The organism is Actinomadura fulvescens, from assembly GCF_039533225.1.
Classification (GTDB): domain Bacteria; phylum Actinomycetota; class Actinomycetes; order Streptosporangiales; family Streptosporangiaceae; genus Spirillospora; species Spirillospora fulvescens.
The window spans coordinates 36298-51830 of record NZ_BAAATD010000001.1 but is presented as its reverse complement, the minus strand read 5'-3'; the positions used below and the strand labels follow the sequence as shown (position 1 = coordinate 51830).

At 70.7% G+C, this 15533-nt stretch carries 14 protein-coding genes; 3 read left to right on the top strand and 11 right to left on the bottom strand.

The genetic code is table 11. The annotated features are described in order from the left end of the window. Positions 1–14: 14 nt before the first annotated feature. The 5 genes from ABD333_RS00230 to ABD333_RS00210 are packed head-to-tail and all read right to left on the bottom strand — an operon-like array spanning position 15 to position 6361. On the bottom strand, positions 15–1181 hold the full coding sequence (locus tag ABD333_RS00230) for a lipid-transfer protein (RefSeq protein WP_344536499.1): 1167 nt from the start codon (positions 1179–1181) through the stop codon (positions 15–17). Further along, positions 1178–2455 carry an OB-fold domain-containing protein gene (locus tag ABD333_RS00225; RefSeq protein ID WP_344536498.1) on the bottom strand — a complete coding sequence of 426 codons (1278 nt, stop codon included), beginning with the start codon at positions 2453–2455 and terminating at the stop codon, positions 1178–1180. Before ABD333_RS00225 ends, ABD333_RS00230 begins: the two co-directional genes overlap by 4 nt. Then, a complete protein-coding gene (locus ABD333_RS00220; protein ID WP_344536497.1) occupies positions 2452–3624 on the bottom strand; it encodes an acyl-CoA dehydrogenase family protein in 1173 nt (390 codons plus the stop codon). The genes ABD333_RS00225 and ABD333_RS00220 overlap by 4 nt, the downstream gene beginning before the upstream one ends. Position 3625: 1 nt before the next feature. Next, positions 3626–4735: an acyl-CoA dehydrogenase family protein gene (locus ABD333_RS00215; RefSeq protein ID WP_344536495.1), complete on the bottom strand. Its 1110-nt coding sequence runs from the start codon at positions 4733–4735 to the stop codon at positions 3626–3628. Next, positions 4736–6361 (bottom strand): AMP-binding protein, encoded by a 1626-nt coding sequence (locus ABD333_RS00210; protein WP_344536493.1) that lies wholly within the window; start codon positions 6359–6361, stop codon positions 4736–4738. A 200-nt stretch (positions 6362–6561) separates the two neighbouring features. Between ABD333_RS00210 and ABD333_RS00205 the strand changes: the two genes are divergently transcribed. Next, positions 6562–7176 carry a TetR family transcriptional regulator gene (locus ABD333_RS00205; RefSeq protein ID WP_344536491.1) on the top strand — a complete coding sequence of 205 codons (615 nt, stop codon included), beginning with the start codon at positions 6562–6564 and terminating at the stop codon, positions 7174–7176. Here the strand turns inward: ABD333_RS00205 and ABD333_RS00200 are convergent. Both ABD333_RS00200 and ABD333_RS00195 read right to left on the bottom strand, forming a co-directional pair. Continuing rightward, positions 7173–8306: a CU044_5270 family protein gene (locus ABD333_RS00200; protein WP_344536489.1), complete on the bottom strand. Its 1134-nt coding sequence runs from the start codon at positions 8304–8306 to the stop codon at positions 7173–7175. The genes ABD333_RS00205 and ABD333_RS00200 overlap by 4 nt on opposite strands. After that, entirely contained in the window at positions 8303–8881 is a 579-nt protein-coding gene (locus ABD333_RS00195; RefSeq protein WP_344538771.1) for an RNA polymerase sigma factor, read from the bottom strand. Before ABD333_RS00195 ends, ABD333_RS00200 begins: the two co-directional genes overlap by 4 nt. Before the next feature lie 229 nt (positions 8882–9110). Between ABD333_RS00195 and ABD333_RS00190 the strand changes: the two genes are divergently transcribed. Continuing rightward, complete coding sequence (locus tag ABD333_RS00190; RefSeq protein ID WP_344536487.1) at positions 9111–10565, top strand: S1 family peptidase; 1455 nt, start codon at positions 9111–9113, stop codon at positions 10563–10565. 66 nt (positions 10566–10631) lie between these two features. Next, a complete protein-coding gene (locus ABD333_RS00185; protein ID WP_344538769.1) occupies positions 10632–10943 on the top strand; it encodes a DUF397 domain-containing protein in 312 nt (103 codons plus the stop codon). Between the two features lie 34 nt (positions 10944–10977). Here the strand turns inward: ABD333_RS00185 and ABD333_RS00180 are convergent, their stop codons facing one another. The 4 genes from ABD333_RS00180 to ABD333_RS00165 are packed head-to-tail and all read right to left on the bottom strand — an operon-like array spanning position 10978 to position 15487. After that, positions 10978–13062: a bifunctional serine/threonine-protein kinase/ABC transporter substrate-binding protein gene (locus ABD333_RS00180; protein WP_344536485.1), complete on the bottom strand. Its 2085-nt coding sequence runs from the start codon at positions 13060–13062 to the stop codon at positions 10978–10980. Between the two features lie 58 nt (positions 13063–13120). After that, a complete protein-coding gene (locus ABD333_RS00175) occupies positions 13121–13753 on the bottom strand; it encodes a Uma2 family endonuclease (protein ID WP_344536484.1) in 633 nt (210 codons plus the stop codon). 52 nt (positions 13754–13805) lie between these two features. After that, positions 13806–14630 carry an ABC transporter permease gene (locus ABD333_RS00170; RefSeq protein WP_344536483.1) on the bottom strand — a complete coding sequence of 275 codons (825 nt, stop codon included), beginning with the start codon at positions 14628–14630 and terminating at the stop codon, positions 13806–13808. Next, positions 14627–15487 carry an ABC transporter ATP-binding protein gene (locus tag ABD333_RS00165; protein ID WP_344536482.1) on the bottom strand — a complete coding sequence of 287 codons (861 nt, stop codon included), beginning with the start codon at positions 15485–15487 and terminating at the stop codon, positions 14627–14629. Before ABD333_RS00165 ends, ABD333_RS00170 begins: the two co-directional genes overlap by 4 nt. Positions 15488–15533: the final 46 nt, after the last annotated feature.

Here is a 15533-nt window from a genome sequence, read left to right as displayed (position 1 = left end):
GCTCGTGCTCGCCGTCAGCCGAGCGCGCCGAGGACCAGGCCGCTGGTCGGAACGCCGGTCCCCGCGGTCACCAGGACGTTGCGCACGTCCGGCACCTGGTTGACCGAGGTGCCGCGCACCTGGCGGACCCCTTCGGCGATGCCGTTCATGCCGTGGATGTACGCCTCACCCAGCTGACCCCCGTGCGGGTTGAGCGGGAGACGCCCGTCGATCTCAATTCCGCCATCCTTGATGAAGTCCCGTGCCTCGCCGCGTCCGCAGAATCCCAGCTCCTCCAGCTGGATCAGCACGAACGGCGTGAAGTGGTCGTACAGGATCGCCGTCTGGACGTCCGCCGGGGTCAGCCCGGACCGCCGCCACAGCTGACCGCCCACGTTGCCCATCGCGGGCAGCGCGGCCAGGTCGCCGGTGTAGTAGCTGAACATCATCATCTGACCGGGTCCGGTGCCCTGCGCCGCAGCGTTGATGACGGCGGGCGGGTGGGGCAGGTCGCGGGCGCGTTCCACGCTGGTCACGACGAGGGCCACGCCGCCGTCCGACTCCTGGCAGCAGTCCAGCAGGTGCAGCGGGTCCACGATCCAGCGGGACGCCTGGTGCTCCTCCAGCGTGATCGGCCGCTCGTGGAACCAGGCCTTGGGGTTTGTAGCGGCGTGCCGCCGCATCGCGACCGCGACGCGCCCGAAGTCTTCGCTGGTCGCGCCGTACTCGTGCATGTAGCGGCGGGCCTGCATCGCGACCCAGGCCGCCGGGGTGGCGAAGCCGTACGGCAGGTGCCAGGAGAACTCCAGCCCGGTCGAGTCCGCCCGCGCCGAACGGCTGGCCTGCCCGAAGCGGTGCCCCGACCGTTCGTTGAACGCGCGGTAGCAGACCACCACGTCGGCCTGCCCGGTCGCGACGGCCATGGCCGCGTGCGCGACGGTGCCGCACGCCGCGCCGCCGCCGTAGTCGACCCGCGAGAAGAAGCGCAGCTCCGGGATGCCGAGCTCGCGCTGCACGGCGATCTCGGCGTTGGCGTCCGCCGCGAACGTCACCAGGCCGTCCACCTCCGACGGCGTGAGACCGGCGTCGCGGATCGCGTCCAGGCACGCCTCGGCGGCGAGCCGCAGCTCCGACCGGCCCGACTCCTTGGAGAACTCCGTCGCCCCGATCCCGGCGATCGCGGCCTTACCTGAGAGGCTCACCCGTTCTCCTTGATCTTGACCGTGGCGGTGAGGTGGTCGCCCAGGCTCACCGCGCCGCGCACCTTCAGCGTCGTGGGGTCGGCCCACTCGGTGTAGACGCGGAGGGTGTCTCCGGCGTACGCGGGAACGCCGAGACGCACCGAGATGTTCTCCAGGACGGCGCCGGGCCGGGCTTGGAGCGCGGCACGCTGGACGAGGCCGATGGACGTGAGGATGTTGAGGAAGATGTCCTTGGTCCCCTGGGCGCGGGCCAGCCCGGTGTCGTGGTGAACGGGCGTGAAGTCCCGCGTGGCCAGCGCCGTCGCGATGACGAACGTGGGCGTGAGGGGGATCTCGATGTCGGCGGGCGGCTCCTCGGCGGTTGGCTCCTCCTCCTGCTGCACGGGAGCGTCGGCCGGGGTCCACTGCGGGAGCGTGACCTCGTCGTCGATCTGCTCGAACGTGACGCGCACCGGCATGCCGACCGACACGTTCTCCGGTGGGCAGCCGACGACGTTGCCGACGACCCGTACGCCCTCGTCGAGCTCGACGACGGCGACGACGTAGGGCGGCGTCTTGCCGGGAACGGGCGGATGGTGGTGCACGACGTAGCTGTGCACCTCGCCGCGTCCGCTCGCCGTGATGTGGTCGCGCCTGGTGGAGTGGCACTGCGGGCACATCGGGCCGGGCGGGTGCCGGAGCGCTCCGCAGTCGGCGCAGCGCTGGATGCGCAGCTCGCCCGCCTTGGCGCCCTCCCAGTAGAACGCGGTGTCCAAGCCGATCGCAGGCTTCATCGGCTGGCTCTTGGACGGCCTGCGTTTGCGCGGCTGGAACTTCAGGATGCGGAAGAGCATCTCGGCCACGCGCTCGTCGTTCTCGTCGTACCAGGTCTGGTACCACGTGACGAAGTAGCCCTCGCCCATGCCGGTCTTCTTGGGCCCGACGAGGTCGCCAAAGCGCATGCTGGAACGCAGGTGCTCGCCTACCTTCACGTACCGGTCGTACGTGTGGTCGCAGTTGGTCGCGACCACGCCCGTGTAGCCCGCGTCGTTGAGCATGCGCAAGATCTCGTCGGCCGCCGACGATCCCTTCTGCAGGACCAGGCCGGGCATCGACCAGACCTGGATCATCGCGGGCGGCGCGACCTCGGCCCAGTCGCCGGTGTCGCCCAGCGCCTGCGTCCAGTTGCGGATCATCGCGCCGTTCACGGGGTCGAGGCAGGGCGGCGCCGGGCGTTCGCCCTCGGCCGCGAGCCGCCGCGCCGCCGCCGTCAGCTCCTCGTGAACGCCGGTCACCGCGGCGCCCGGGGCAGGCCGAGGCCGATCATGGCGATCAGCTCGCGCTGGATCTCGTTGACCCCGCCGCCGAACGTGAGCACGATCGCGCCCTTCACGCCGTGGTCGAGGCGGTCGATGAACTCGGCCGTCACCGGATCGCCCGGATCGCCGAAGCGCGCGAGCGTGTCGCCCACGATCCGGCCGACCTCCTGCATGCGCTCCGAGCCGTAGATCTTGGTGGCGGACGCGTCCGCGGCGCCCAGCCAGCCGAGGTCCATGTTCGCCGCGACCTGCCAGTTGAGGAACTCGTTCACCCGCAGGTAGGCGTACACCTGCGCGACCGCGCGGCGGACCGCGGGCTCGTTGATGAGCGGCTCGCCGTCGCGTCCGGCCGCCGTGCGCGCCCAGCGTTCGAAGCGGTCGTAGGTGTGGCCGATGTTGCCCGCCGGGCCGAGCGTCACGCGTTCGTGGTTGAGCTGGTTGACGATGAGGTCCCAGCCCTTGTTCTCCTCGCCGATGAGCATGTCCAGCGGCACCCGCACGTCCTGGTAGTACGTGGAGTTGGTGTGGTGCCGCCCGTCCATCGTCACGATCGGCGTCCACGAGAAGCCGGGGTCCTCGCAGTCCACGATGAGCATCGAGATGCCCTTGTGCTTCTTGGCATCCGGATCGGTGCGCGCGGCCAGCCAGATGTAGTCGCTGTAGTGCGCGCCCGAGGTGAAGATCTTCTGCCCGTTGACGACGTAGTGATCGCCGTCCTTGACCGCGGTGGTGCGCAGCGACGCCAGGTCGGTGCCCGCGCCCGGCTCGCTGTAGCCGATCGCGAAGTGGCACTCGCCCGCGAGGATCTTCGGTAGGAAGAACGACTTCTGCTCGTCCGTGCCGTACTGCAGGATCGTCGGCGCCACCGAGTTGAGCGTGATGATCGGGTACGGCACCTCGGCGCGGGCGATCTCGTTGGCGAAGATCTGCTGTTCCATCGGGCCGAAGCCGCGCCCGCCGTACTCGGTGGGCAGCGCGACGCCGAGCATGCCGTCGCGGCCGAGGCGCTTGCAGTGCTCCATGTAGTGCTCGCCGAACGGATCGTCCGCGATCTGGGCACGCTGCCCGGGGCTCAGGCAGCCGCGGAAGTAGTCGCGCAGTTCGGCGCGCAGCTTCTTCTGCTCGTCGGTCAGATCGATGAACAACTTACGCCTCCCGTGCGGCGACAAGGACGCCGAGCATGTCGAGCTGGTCTTCGGCACCGCCGAGCAGATGCCCGCAGTGCTTGGCCCAGGCGAAGTACCGGTGCAGCGGATAGGTGACGTCCAGCCCGATCCCGCCGTGCAGGTGCTGGCAGGTGTAGAGCGCCTTGACCACCGGGTCGGCGGCGTTGAACGAGGCGATCGCGAGCACCTCGTCGATGTCGCCGGAGCCCTCGGCCAGCCGCCAGGCGCCCGCCCACACCGCCACGTCCAGTGCGCGCTTGGCGATATAGACGTCGCCGATCTGCATGGTCACGGCCTGGAACTGCGCCAGCGGACGTTCGAACTGCTCGCGCGTCTTGACGTACTCGGTGGTGAGGTTGAGCGCGCCCTCGATCACGCCGGACGACAGCGCCACCGCCCCGGCGACCGCCGATCGCCGCAGCGTCTCCCAGGCCGCGCCGTCCGCGACGCCGCCGAGCAGCGCGTCCGCGCCGACCCGCACCCCGTCCAGTTCGACGCGCGCCAGCGGCTCGGTCGTCGCGGACGGATGAGGCGTGATCGAGACCGCCGCGGGCTCCACGAGGAAGGCCCCGATGCCCTCCCCTTCGACCTGCGCTGGGATGAGGATGCGGGCGGCTTCCGCCGCGTACGGGACGAAGGTCTTGACTCCGGTCAGGACGAACGCGTCGCCGTCGCGCCGGGCGGTCGTCGCGACGACCCCGGCGGGGCCGACCTCGCGGTAGGCGCCGGTGAGGACGGTCTCACCTTCGTTCAGCGGGGCGAGGAGCGACTTCTGCTCGGCGGTCCCGTGCCGCGCGATGGGCACCGCGGCCAGCGCGAGCGAGGCGTACGCGGGAACGGGCGCGACGCGGGCGCCGATCTCGCGCAGGATCACGGTCAGCTCGACCGGGCCGAGCCCGGCGCCGCCCTGCTCCTCGGGCAGGCAGATGCCGAGCAGCCCGGCCTGGGCGAGCGCCTTCCAGATCCCCACCTCGTACGGGCCGCCGCCTTTCTCGAAGGCCTCCAGGCGCTCTTGCGCGGCCTCACGCGCGAGCAGGCCGGCGGCGAGTCCCCGCAGCTCTTGCTGGGTCTCGTCGAGATTGAAGTCCACTCATCGTCCCCTTTCCAGGAGATGCAGACGGCCGCGCTTCTCGAACTCGGTCCGGAGCTGGGCCGCGTCTTCGGGGGTCATCCGGCGGTAGGAGAGGTCGCGTCCGGGTCGCCACCACACCGGGTCATCGGTGCGCCAGCCGTCCTGGACGAGCCGGCGCTTGAGGATCTTGTTGGAGGCGGTCGCGGGCAGCTCGCGCGTCACCCGGACGTACCGGGGCGGCCACTTGGGGCCGAGGTCGGCACGGCCGCGCAGGTACGCGGCGAACGCCTCGGGATCGAAGTCGTCGGCGGCCAGGGCCAGCATCACCTGGTCGCCCGCCGCCACGTCGGGCACGCCGTACACCGCGAGCTGCCGTACGCCGGGAAGCTCGGCCAGCGCACGCTCGACCTGGGCGGCGCCGAAGTTCTCGCCGTCCACGCGCAGGCGGTCGGCGGTACGTCCGGCGAAGAACACATAACCGTTCTCGTCGGTGTAGGCGTGGTCGCCGCTCCAGAACATGCCCTCCCGCAGCCGGTCGGGGGCGTCCTCGTTGTAGTACCCGTCGAAGAGCCCGAGGCCGGTGGTGTTGACGAGCTCGCCGATGGCCTCGTCGCCGTTCAGCAGGCGGCCGGCCGTGTCGAAGCGGCCCGGCGGGCACTCCCGTCCGGTCTCGGGATCGAGCACCTTGACGCCCTCGGTCAGCTTGCCGAGGGCGCCGGTCGGCCCGAACGGGTCGGGTGACAGCGCGATCGCGGTCTCGGTCGAGCCGTAGCCGTCGACGACGAAGCAGCCGAAGCGTTCACCGAAGGCCTTCTGCTCCAGCGGCGCGGCCTCGTTCCCGAAGGCGAACTTCACCGGGTTGTCCTTGTCGTCGTCCTTGGCGGGCGTCGCGAGAACGTAGGAGAGGGCCTTGCCGACGTAGTGCAGGTAGGTGCAGCCGTATCGGCGAACGTCGGGAAGCATGCCCGAGGCGGAGAAACGCTCGCGCAGGACGAGTTCGGCACCGGCGGCGAGCGCCGGGGCGTAGGCCGCCATGATGGCGCCGGAGTGGAACAGCGGCATCGGGCAGTAGACGACGGATTCGGCGTCCAGCATCCGCCCGGCCAGGTTCTGGCCCGGCACGACCACTTTGCGGTGGGTGACGCGGACGGCGCGCGGCTGCCCGGACGTACCCGACGTGAAGATCAGCATTAGCAGCGTCTGATCGGTGATCCCGTCCACCGGAACGGCCGCCTCCGCGTGCGGCGCGAGCGACGCCGCGTACTCCGTGCTCTCGATGTCGAGGACGGGCGCGCCGATGGCGGCGGCGAGGTCCGCGTGCCGGGGCTGGGTGACGATCAGGTCGCAGTCGGCGCGGGCGGCGTCCCCGGCGAGCTCGGCGGCACTGCGCGAGGGGTTGAGCGCGACGAGCACCGAACCCGACAGGGCGGCTCCGCCGAGCAGGAACACCAGTTCGGGAACGTTGCCGAGCAGCACGCCGACGTGGACGGGACGCTCGGGCGCGCGGCGGGCGTCCATCCAGGCCGCGCGGACGGCGCACTCGCGCACGACCTCGCGCCACGTCCACGCGCGGCCGTCGTCGGCGCCGCGCAGGCCCGGCCGGTCGTCGTCCGACCGCGCCCTCAGCATGGCTGCCACCGTCATGGCGCAAAAACTAGAACAGATTCTAGTCTGTGTCCAGAGGGGTGATCACTACCCGTTGCGTGGGGATTCGCCACGCATGTCAGGGTTAACTGATCGGGTGAAGGACACCGCGCCCGGCAGGGGAAGACACGTTTCAGATAACACGTTCTTGCCGGGGCTGTAGGCTAGGGGGCGGCAACGACAGCGAGAGAGGCCCGACCGTGACCGCAGAGCCGGCTGCGACCAGCCAGGAAGAGACCGCCCCGCAGGGCGTACGCTCGCGCAGCCAGCACCAGAGGCGCAAGCGCATCGTACAGGCGGCGGCGGCCCTCGCGTCGCGGGGCGGCGTCGAGGCCATGCAGATGCGCACCGTGGCCGAACGCGCCGGGGTGGCGCTCGGCACCCTCTACCGCTACTTCCCCTCCAAGATGGACCTGGTCGTCGCGGTCGTCAGCGAGGAGCTCGACCTCCTCGAAAACAGCATCGATCGCCGTCCCCCGCGCACCAGCAGCCCGCCGCAGCGCGCCGTCGAGGTGCTGATGCGCGCCACCCGCGGCCTCATGCGCGAGCCCGAGCTGGCCGAGGCGCTGATCCGCTCGCTGCTGCTGTCGGACGTCAAGACCGACTTCGGCGACCGGATGTCGCGGCTCCTGCTCCGCGCCGCCGTCGGCCCGGAGTACGACCTCCCGGCCGACGACCAGCGCCGCGTTCTCGTCCGTGCCCTGGGCAGCGTCTGGACCATGGAGATGATCGAGATGCTGCGCGGGCACGCGAGCGCCGACGAGATCCAGGCCAAGCTGGAGATCGCCGCCGCCCGCCTGCTGGAGGACTTCTAGCGTGGCCGCTGCCCGGCCTTGTCCACGATCGCCGAGCGCACCAGCAGGGCGTTGACCCCGAGAGACCGCGGGTCGCAGGCGACCTTGTCACAGTCGGGTGCGGCACGGTCCAGGGCCGGGACGGACAGCTCGCCGAGATACCGGTAGGTGCGCGGGTCGAGCAGCACCTGGTCGATCACCCAGCCGGGCTTGGTCGTGGTGTAGGCGGCGCGGAGCCGTCCCACCGCGAGCACGTCCCGTCCGGGCACGGCGTCCGACCGCCGGACGAGCGTCACGCCGGGGATCATCTTCATCGCGCGGTAGATGGCCGCCTCCAGCCGCGGCGGGAGCACCCCGAGGCGCAGAATCGAGTTGAGCGCCCTGAAGACGGTCCCGTCATCGGCCCGCTTCCCGAAGCTGACGGACGTCACCGCTACGGGGATCTTGGTCCGGTCGGTGAACGACGGATGCCGCCGCATGACCTCCAGCAGGGCGGCGGGGTCGGTCGGCAGGGCGGCCAGTCCCGCATAGTCCGCAGGCGGCCAGTCCGGCCTCACCGCCTTTGACCGGCCTGGCGGCGGCCCCTCGTTCATGCGCAGCATCTTCCCTTCCCACATGAAGGCGATGTGCCTGCCGTCCGCCGAGTGCCATTGCCGTTCGGAGATGACATCTCCCTGGGGCTGCCGCTTGCCCGGCTCCGGGGTGAAGTCGGGCCTGACGTTCTTGAACGCGGTGTAGATCCACTGGTCGGGGCGCGGGGCGGTGAAGCGGTGGCGCTCGGCCGCCGCCGCGGCCCGTTCGAGGGTCTGCGCGGCATTGGCCACCGGAGCGGGCGGCAGCCCCGGCACCACCGGGCGGTCGCCGCCTGAGGTCTGCACGACCGTGATCCCGGTGGCGATCGCCGTCGCCAGCACGCCTACCGCGGCGAGCCGCACGCCGAGCCGGGACGACCACCCGGCCGGCCGGGTGCGGCGCGCACCCAGCCCGGGGCGTCGCACACTCGGCCCGGTGTCCCGCCCGGCTGCGGACGCGGCGTTCGCGCGGGCCTCGGCGGCGCGTTCCAGCAGGGCGGTACGGGCCGATGCGCGGGGGCCGGCGGGCGGTCCGGCGGGGCTGTCCCACGAGTCACGCAGAAGGTCCAGGTCGTTCATCGGTCGAGGTCCTCTCCGAGGGAAGTGGGGTCGGTCTCGCCCAGCGCGGCGCGTATCTGCTTGCGGGCCCGGTGCAGCCGCGACCGGGCCGTGCCCGCCGGGATGCCGAGGGCCTCACCGGCCTCTTGCAGGCCCAGATCGGCCCAGGCCACGAGCAGCAGCACGTCCCGGTCACGGTCGGCGATCTCCGCCAGCGCCGCCGCGAGCGGGGCGCGGGCGGCCTGCGCGTCGATCCGTACGGCGACCCGGTCCGCGTGCCCTTCGGCGACCTGGTCGAGGCCGGTGCGGGCCAGTGCCCGGTAGAGACGCACCTCGGCCCGGTGGTGACGGGCGATCAGGTTGGACGCGATGCCGTACAACCAGGGCCGGGCGTCGGCGCGCGTGACGTCGTAGCTCTGCCGCCGGTCGAAGGCGATGAGGAACGTCTCGGCCGCCACGTCGTCGGCCAGGCTCACGCCCAGTCTCCGCGCCGCATAGCCGTGGACGGCGTCGTAGTAGCGGTCGAAGACCACGGCGAAGCACTCGGGCTCGTGCCGGGACGCCCGGATGATGTCGGCGTCGCTCTGAGTGGTCACCGTGGCCAAGTCCGGCTCCGTGGGTTCATGGTGTGCCTTCCGCAGCGTGGGTGTCACTCGTGCTTCGCCGATGACGCCTCGTGCGTTCGCGATCGTTCTACGCAAACGCAATCAACAGTGAAAAACCGTTCGGCGATGATTCATTGCCGCGTTCCGGGCGCACGCATACATTCCCGCCGAAGGGCGCCCCTCCTTCCCTCTCTCCCCTCGTAACCCCCAGGAGAGTCACATGGCTCGCACACGGCTCCTGCTGGGGATCGCCGCCTCGACCAGTCTGGTCGCGGCACTGGCGGTTCCCGTAGAAGCGAGTACCGGCGCAAGCTCCCCCACCACGGCGAGCAAGCCGGCGGCCGCCCCCGTCGCTCCATCACCATCGGAGGACCGGGCGACCCGGATCCAGAAGAAGCTCCGTATGGCCCTCGGCAAGAAGTTCGCCGGGGCATGGGTCGCGGCCGACGGCCGGACCGTCACCGTCGCCTCCACCGACGCCTCCTCGGCCGCCGCGATCCGCAAGGCGGGCGCGACGCCGAAGACCGTCGCGCGCAGCGAGGCCAGCCTCGTCTCGACCCAGTCGGCGCTCAACCGCAAAGCACGCTCGGCCGCGGCGTCCGTCAGCTCGTGGTACATGGACGCCAAGACCAACAGCGTCGTCGTCGAGACCCGTTCCGTCGCCGCCGCGAAGAAGTTCGTGAAGGCCAGCGGCGTGAACGTCGACTCCGTGCGCATCGTGAAGTCCAGCGCCAAGCCGCGCCCGCTGTACGACATCATCGGCGGCGAGCGCTACTGGACGCCCTCGGCCGGCTGCTCGGTCGCGTTCTCGGTGACCAACGGCTACATCACCGCCGGGCACTGCGGCGACACCGGCGAGTCGACCAGCGGCGCCAACCAGGTGGCGCAGGGCTCGTTCGGCGGCTCCTCGTTCCCCGGCGACGACTACGCCTGGGTCAACACCAACAGCCAGTGGACGCCCACGCCGCGCGTCAACAAGTGGAACGGCACGTACGAGACCGTGCAGGGCGCGACGCCCGCCGCCGTCGGCGCCCGCGTCTGCCGGTCGGGCAGCACCACCAACACCCAGATCTGGTGCGGCACGATCCAGCAGCTCAACGCGACCGTCAACTACGCGGAGGGCACCGTCTACGGGCTGATCCGCACCAACATCTGCGCCGACCCGGGCGACTCCGGCGGCGCGCTGTTCACCGAGACGGGCGGACAGGCGCAGGGCATCACCTCGGGTGGCTCCGGCACCTGCCGCGACGGCCAGGGCAGCGGCGACTCGACGTACTTCCAGCCCGTCACCGAGGTACTGCAGATCCTCAACGGGCAGGGACGCCAGCTCATCACCGGCGACGGCCCCGGCCCGGGCCCGGGTTACTGCGACAGCTACAGCACCAAGGTGACCGGCTCCATCTCCAGTGGCGCCAACCAGTACCAGCCGAGCGGCAACTACACCTCCTCGGCCTCCGGCGCCCACCGCGGCTGCGTGGACGGGCCTGACGGCGTCGACTTCGACCTCTACCTCCAGAAGCAGAGCACGTCCGGCACCTGGTCCACCGTGGCCAGCTCGACGAGCCCCGGCCCGGACGAGCAGGTCAGCTACAACGGCACGGCGGGCACCTACCGCTACCGCATCCACGCGTACAGCGGCTCGGGCTCCTACACGGTCGGCTACACCAAGCCGTAACCGCGTCGAGCCGCCGTACGAAACCGGTCCCCGGCCGCCCCCCTCCTCGGGGCGGCCGGGGATCATCTGTCTCCGCCCGCCGCGTTCCGCCCCGCACTAACCTGGAGGCCGTCCACACAGCGGAACGGAGCAGGTGTGTCAGTGAGCGAGCAGGAGCCGATCCTGAGCGACGGCGTCATCATCGAGTTCATCGACGGCAAGGACGTCCCGGTGGGCCACAAGGACTTCGGCGAACGTGCCGTGGTCATGCGCGACGCCAAGAACCCCGAGGGGCCGATCCTCTACTTCACCGAGGCCGAGTGGGACGCGTTCATCGCCGGGGTCAAGGACGGCGAGTTCGACGACCTCCTCGACGAGGAGCCGCCCGCCGACCAGTGAGCGACGGCGGCCCCGCCACGCGGGGCCGCCTCGGTCAGGGCCTGGCCCCTGCGGCGGGCCCCACAAGCACGAACCGGCCGCCGCGCACCTCGTAGAGGTAGCTGATACTGTCGCGGAGCCGCCCCTTGCCGTCGAACCGGATCCGCTGAGTGACCCCCTGGATGTCGAGCGTCCGGAGATGGGCGTTGATCTTCTCGGGCGTGGTGTCCCCCGCGGAGATCGCGTAGAGGATGCCCTTCGTGGCGTCGTAGGCCTCAGGTCCGTACGGCCCCGGCCGCGCGCCGCCGTTCGCCTTCGCGTAGCGCGCCAGGAACTCGAGGAGGTCCTTCGGCATCCCCTTCGTCCCCCGGCTGACGTCCACGCACGGGCAGGCCAGGAGCGTGCCCTCGGCCGCGCGGGCGCCGGCGAGCTCGATGAGCCTGTCGTCGAACGCGCTCGCGGTGAGATGGAACCGCTCCTTGAAGCCCTCCTTCCGCGCCTGCGCGATGAGCGGGCCCGCCGTCGCGAAGCCGCCGCCGTAGAAGACCCCGATCACGAAATTGCCGACACCGTTTGTTTCCAGGAGGCGTTTCCCGACCCCCGCGAAGTCCGGCGGGCTCACCAGGATCTGCCTGACCCGCCGTTTCGCCTTCAGCACACCGGCGGTGAACACGTCGGAGGCGGCCCGCACCTCCGGCCGGCCGTCGTTCAGCACCGCGGTCCAGTACATGCCGCGCGCATCCCAACTGCTCGAATACGGGACCAGGGCCGTCACGGTCTCCTTCGCGTCGGGGACCATGGTGTGCCAGTACTTCGCCGAAGGCGGGCCGGGCGCCGAGGGCGACACGCTGGGAAGCCCCTTCCGCTCCAAGACCGGTCCGGCCCTCTCACTCTCACCACCGAGCATCGGCCCCACGACCGCCGCGAGCCCGGCCGCCCGCTGCGCCGCCTTCTCCGCCTCCGCCGGATCGCCCTTGGTGTCGATGGGCACCAGCTCGACCCGCATCCGCGGATTCTGGGCGTGGTGATCTTGGACCGCGAGCTTCGCCGCGTTCATCGCGGACACGCCGTACGCGCGCGACGAGCCGGTCAGCGGCACCATCACGCCGACCTTGACCACGGGGCCGTCCGCGCCGGACGCGCCCCGGTCAGGCCCGAAGTTGGCGATCACCACCGGCACCGCGATGGCAAGCGTCACCAGCACGACCGGAATCGTCGCGAGCCTCCAGGGACGGCGTCGCGCACGTGCGGGACGGGGCCGCGCGGGCGGGACGGTCGGCGCGGCGATCACCTCGGCGCCGCGTTCGACGGGATCGGCGCCCGGCGGTGGTTCGGCGCCGATGAGGGCCATCAGGCGGTGCAGCAGCTCCGAGCTGGTCGGACGGAGCGCCGGGTCTTTGGAGAGGCATGCCGCGACGAGCTCCGCCAGCTGCTCGGGGACTCCGGTGAGGTCAGGCTCGGCGTTGAGCACCTGGTGGAACAGCGCGGGGATCGACTCCGCCGGGAACGGCCGGCGACCGGTGGCCGCGAAGACCATCGTCCCGCCCCAGGCGAACAGGTCGGCGGCCGGCCCGACGTCGTCCTGGGCCACCTGTTCGGGTGCCATGTAGGCGGGCGTCCCGACCGCGCTCGACAGGGTCGCCGCCGACGCGTCCAGTGCCCGCGCGATACCGAAGTCGATGACCCGTGGTCCACCGGGTCCGATGAGCACGTTCGGCGGTTTGAAGTCGCGGTGGACGATCCCGGCCCGGTGGATGGCCACCAGCGCGGTCGCCGTACCGATGGCGAGCCGCATCAGCGCGCCCTGGTCGAGCGGCCCCTCATCGAGTACGACGTCGGTCAGCGACGGCCCGCGCACGTACTCGCTGACGATGTACGGGCGGTCCCCCAGAACGTCGGCGTCCAGAACGCGCGCCGTGCAGAATCCGGAGACCCGCTCGGCGACCTCCAGCTCGCGCATGAACCGGCGCCGGGCCACGGCGTTCGAGCCGAGCCGCGAATGCAGCAGCTTGACCGCGACGTCGCGGCCCTGCCGGTCACGCCCCAGGAAGACCGAACCCTGCCCGCCTTCGCCGAGGCGCCCGACCAGCTCGTACGCCCCCGCCCACCGGGGATCGTCGGGCAGCAGCGGGTCGGCCATCGGCAAACCTCCAGGGATCAGGCTCGTGCGTCACCCATATGACGCTCCCCGAAAGATCTCAGTTTGACCGTGCCGATGGAAACCCACGGTCGAGCTGCTCCCAGGTAACGGCCATCCTGAACGGGTCGACGACGTCGACCGCGAGCAGATCCTTGCCCCGCAGCGACACGCCGCCACTCACATAGGTCTGGTCGGCGGAGAGGGAGAGCCGCTCGACGGACACCGCCACGCCGTCGTCACCGGCCATCCTGATGATCCAGTAGTGCGGGATTCCGGCCTTCGCGTACAGCTCACGCTTGGTGTCGAGATCCTCGGTGACGGTAGCGGACGACACCACTTCGACCGCGATCATTACGTCGGCGGCGGTCGGCTTGTCCTTCCGTTCGCCGCCGCGATCGCGCGGAACGCACCGGTAGACGATGGCGTCCGGCCGCCGGTAGTGGAAGCGAGGAGTCTCGGCGAAGAGGACGTCGAGCCCGCTGTTGACGTCGAGGCACGGCCGGGACGCGCGGCCATGCTTCTCGGCGAGGTCGAGCAGAGCGACCACGAGATTGCGCTGGATGCGATTGTGACTCGGGCTGGGCGGCTCACAGTGGATGATCCGGCCGTCCTCCACCTCGATTCGGCTGGCGAGATCCTCGGGCATGCTCAGATAGAGATCGAGCGTGACCTCGGGGAACGTCTCCCCCATGTGCCCTCCGGGAGGCGGCGGATTGACGGCGGACGAACGCTAGCACGCGAGGTCAGCCGACTCGGCGGAGAGCGCGTTCGCGGCGTTCGGCGACGCTTGAGCCCGACTCTCGGCGGGCCATGCGGCGCAGGACGATGGGCGCGACGATCAGGCCGAGCACGGCCCATGCGCCGAGCACGCCGACGGTCTCCCAGTGCCGCCACGAGTCACCGATCTCGATGGTGACCGCGTCGTCGGGGAGCAGTGCCGACCGCGTGCCGAGGCCGAGCCAGTAGACGGGGAACACCTGCGCGATCCACTGCACCCAGACCGGCAACGAGGTGATCGGGTAGAAGATCCCGGAAATCGCGATCATGCCGAGGATGGGCAGCTGGATCAGGCCTTGGGCGCGGGCGGTGGCGAAGATCGAGCCCAGCACCGCGCCGATGGGGAGTGTGGCGACCAGGCCGAGCGCCAGCACCCACACCAGCGTCACCCAGGACTCCACGCCGGTCGCCAGACCGCCGATGATGACCATCCCGGGTATGAGCAGGATCGCCAGGTCTGCGAGCAGGCCGCCTGACACTGAGACGATCTTTCCTGTGAGGTAGCCGCGCATCCCGTCCGGGGTCGCCTTGGCGCGCAGGAGCGTGCCGTCCTCGCGGTCGGCGGTGAGCTGCTGGCTCATGCTGACCATGCCCATCGCCGCGTTCATCCCGAGCATGCTCGGCAGTACGAGCGTGCCGAGCGCGTAGCCGCTGGTCCCGAAGTCGCGATCTCGCATGAACCACAGGACGATCAGCAGCAGCACCGGCCACAGGAAGTGCGAGAACAGCTCGGTGCCGTTGGTGAACGACTGCCGCAGCTCGATCAGGCCACGCCGCCAACCCGTGATCATCGGCCCGCCTCCTCGTACTCGCGCACGAGCGTGAGGTAGGTGTCCTCCAGCGAGGCCCGGTGGACCTCCAGTTCTCCGATCGCCTCGCCGTGGCGGCTGAAGAGCTCGCGCACGAACGTGGTCGAGTCCGAGGTCGAGACGACGTGCCGCTTTCCGTTCTGGCGCCAGCGCACCTCGTCCTCGCCCGCGATCCGCAGCGCCAGCTCCGGCACCGAGCCGTCCGCGATGACCGCGCCGCCCGCCAGGATCACGATGCGGTCCGCGAGCTTCTCGGCCTCCCCGAGGTCGTGCGTCGTCAGCAGGACCGTGGTGTCCAGCCGCCGCACGAGCTCGTGGAACTCCTGCCGTGCCTTGGGATCGAAGCCCGCCGTCGGCTCGTCCAGGAACAGCACGTCGGGGCTGCCGACAATGCCGATCGCCACGTCCAGCCTGCGGCGTTGGCCGCCCGACAACGTCTTGATCTTCTGGTTCGCGTGGTCGGCCAGCCCGACCGTGCCGATCAGCGCGTCGGCGTCCCACGGCCGCCGGTACGGCAGGTAGTACGACGCCAGGTGCGCGAGCAGCTCGCGGACCCGCCAGTTGCCGTGATCCCGCCAGGACTGGAGCACGACGCCGACCCGTGCCCGCCACCGTTCGTCCGCTCGTGCCGGGTCGGTGCCGAGCACCTCGACGCGGCCCGCTGAGCGCGTCCTGAAGCCCTCCAAGATCTCAATCGTGGTGGTCTTCCCTGCCCCATTGGGCCCTAGCAGCGCGACCACCTCCCCGCTCCGCGCCTGGAACGACACCCCGTTCAGGACGTCGCTGCTCCCGTAGCGCATGCGCAGCCCATCGACATCGAGCACCACTTCTGTTTCCATGCTTGGAAAGTTAAGTTGCGTTTCGTGGGGCTTCAATACGATTCGG

Bases quoted from the DNA above. Each gene is read 5' to 3' on its own strand.
- ABD333_RS00175 (WP_344536484.1), bottom strand. From the start codon at position 13,753: ATGGGGGAGACGTTCCCCGAGGTCACGCTCGATCTCTATCTGAGCATG.
- ABD333_RS00210 (WP_344536493.1), bottom strand. From the start codon at position 6,361: ATGACGGTGGCAGCCATGCTGAGGGCGCGGTCGGACGACGACCGGCCG.
- ABD333_RS00165 (WP_344536482.1), bottom strand. From the start codon at position 15,487: ATGGAAACAGAAGTGGTGCTCGATGTCGATGGGCTGCGCATGCGCTAC.
- ABD333_RS00190 (WP_344536487.1), top strand. From the start codon at position 9,111: ATGGCTCGCACACGGCTCCTGCTGGGGATCGCCGCCTCGACCAGTCTG.
- ABD333_RS00200 (WP_344536489.1), bottom strand. From the start codon at position 8,306: ATGAACGACCTGGACCTTCTGCGTGACTCGTGGGACAGCCCCGCCGGA.
- ABD333_RS00170 (WP_344536483.1), bottom strand. From the start codon at position 14,630: ATGATCACGGGTTGGCGGCGTGGCCTGATCGAGCTGCGGCAGTCGTTC.
- ABD333_RS00180 (WP_344536485.1), bottom strand. From the start codon at position 13,062: ATGGCCGACCCGCTGCTGCCCGACGATCCCCGGTGGGCGGGGGCGTAC.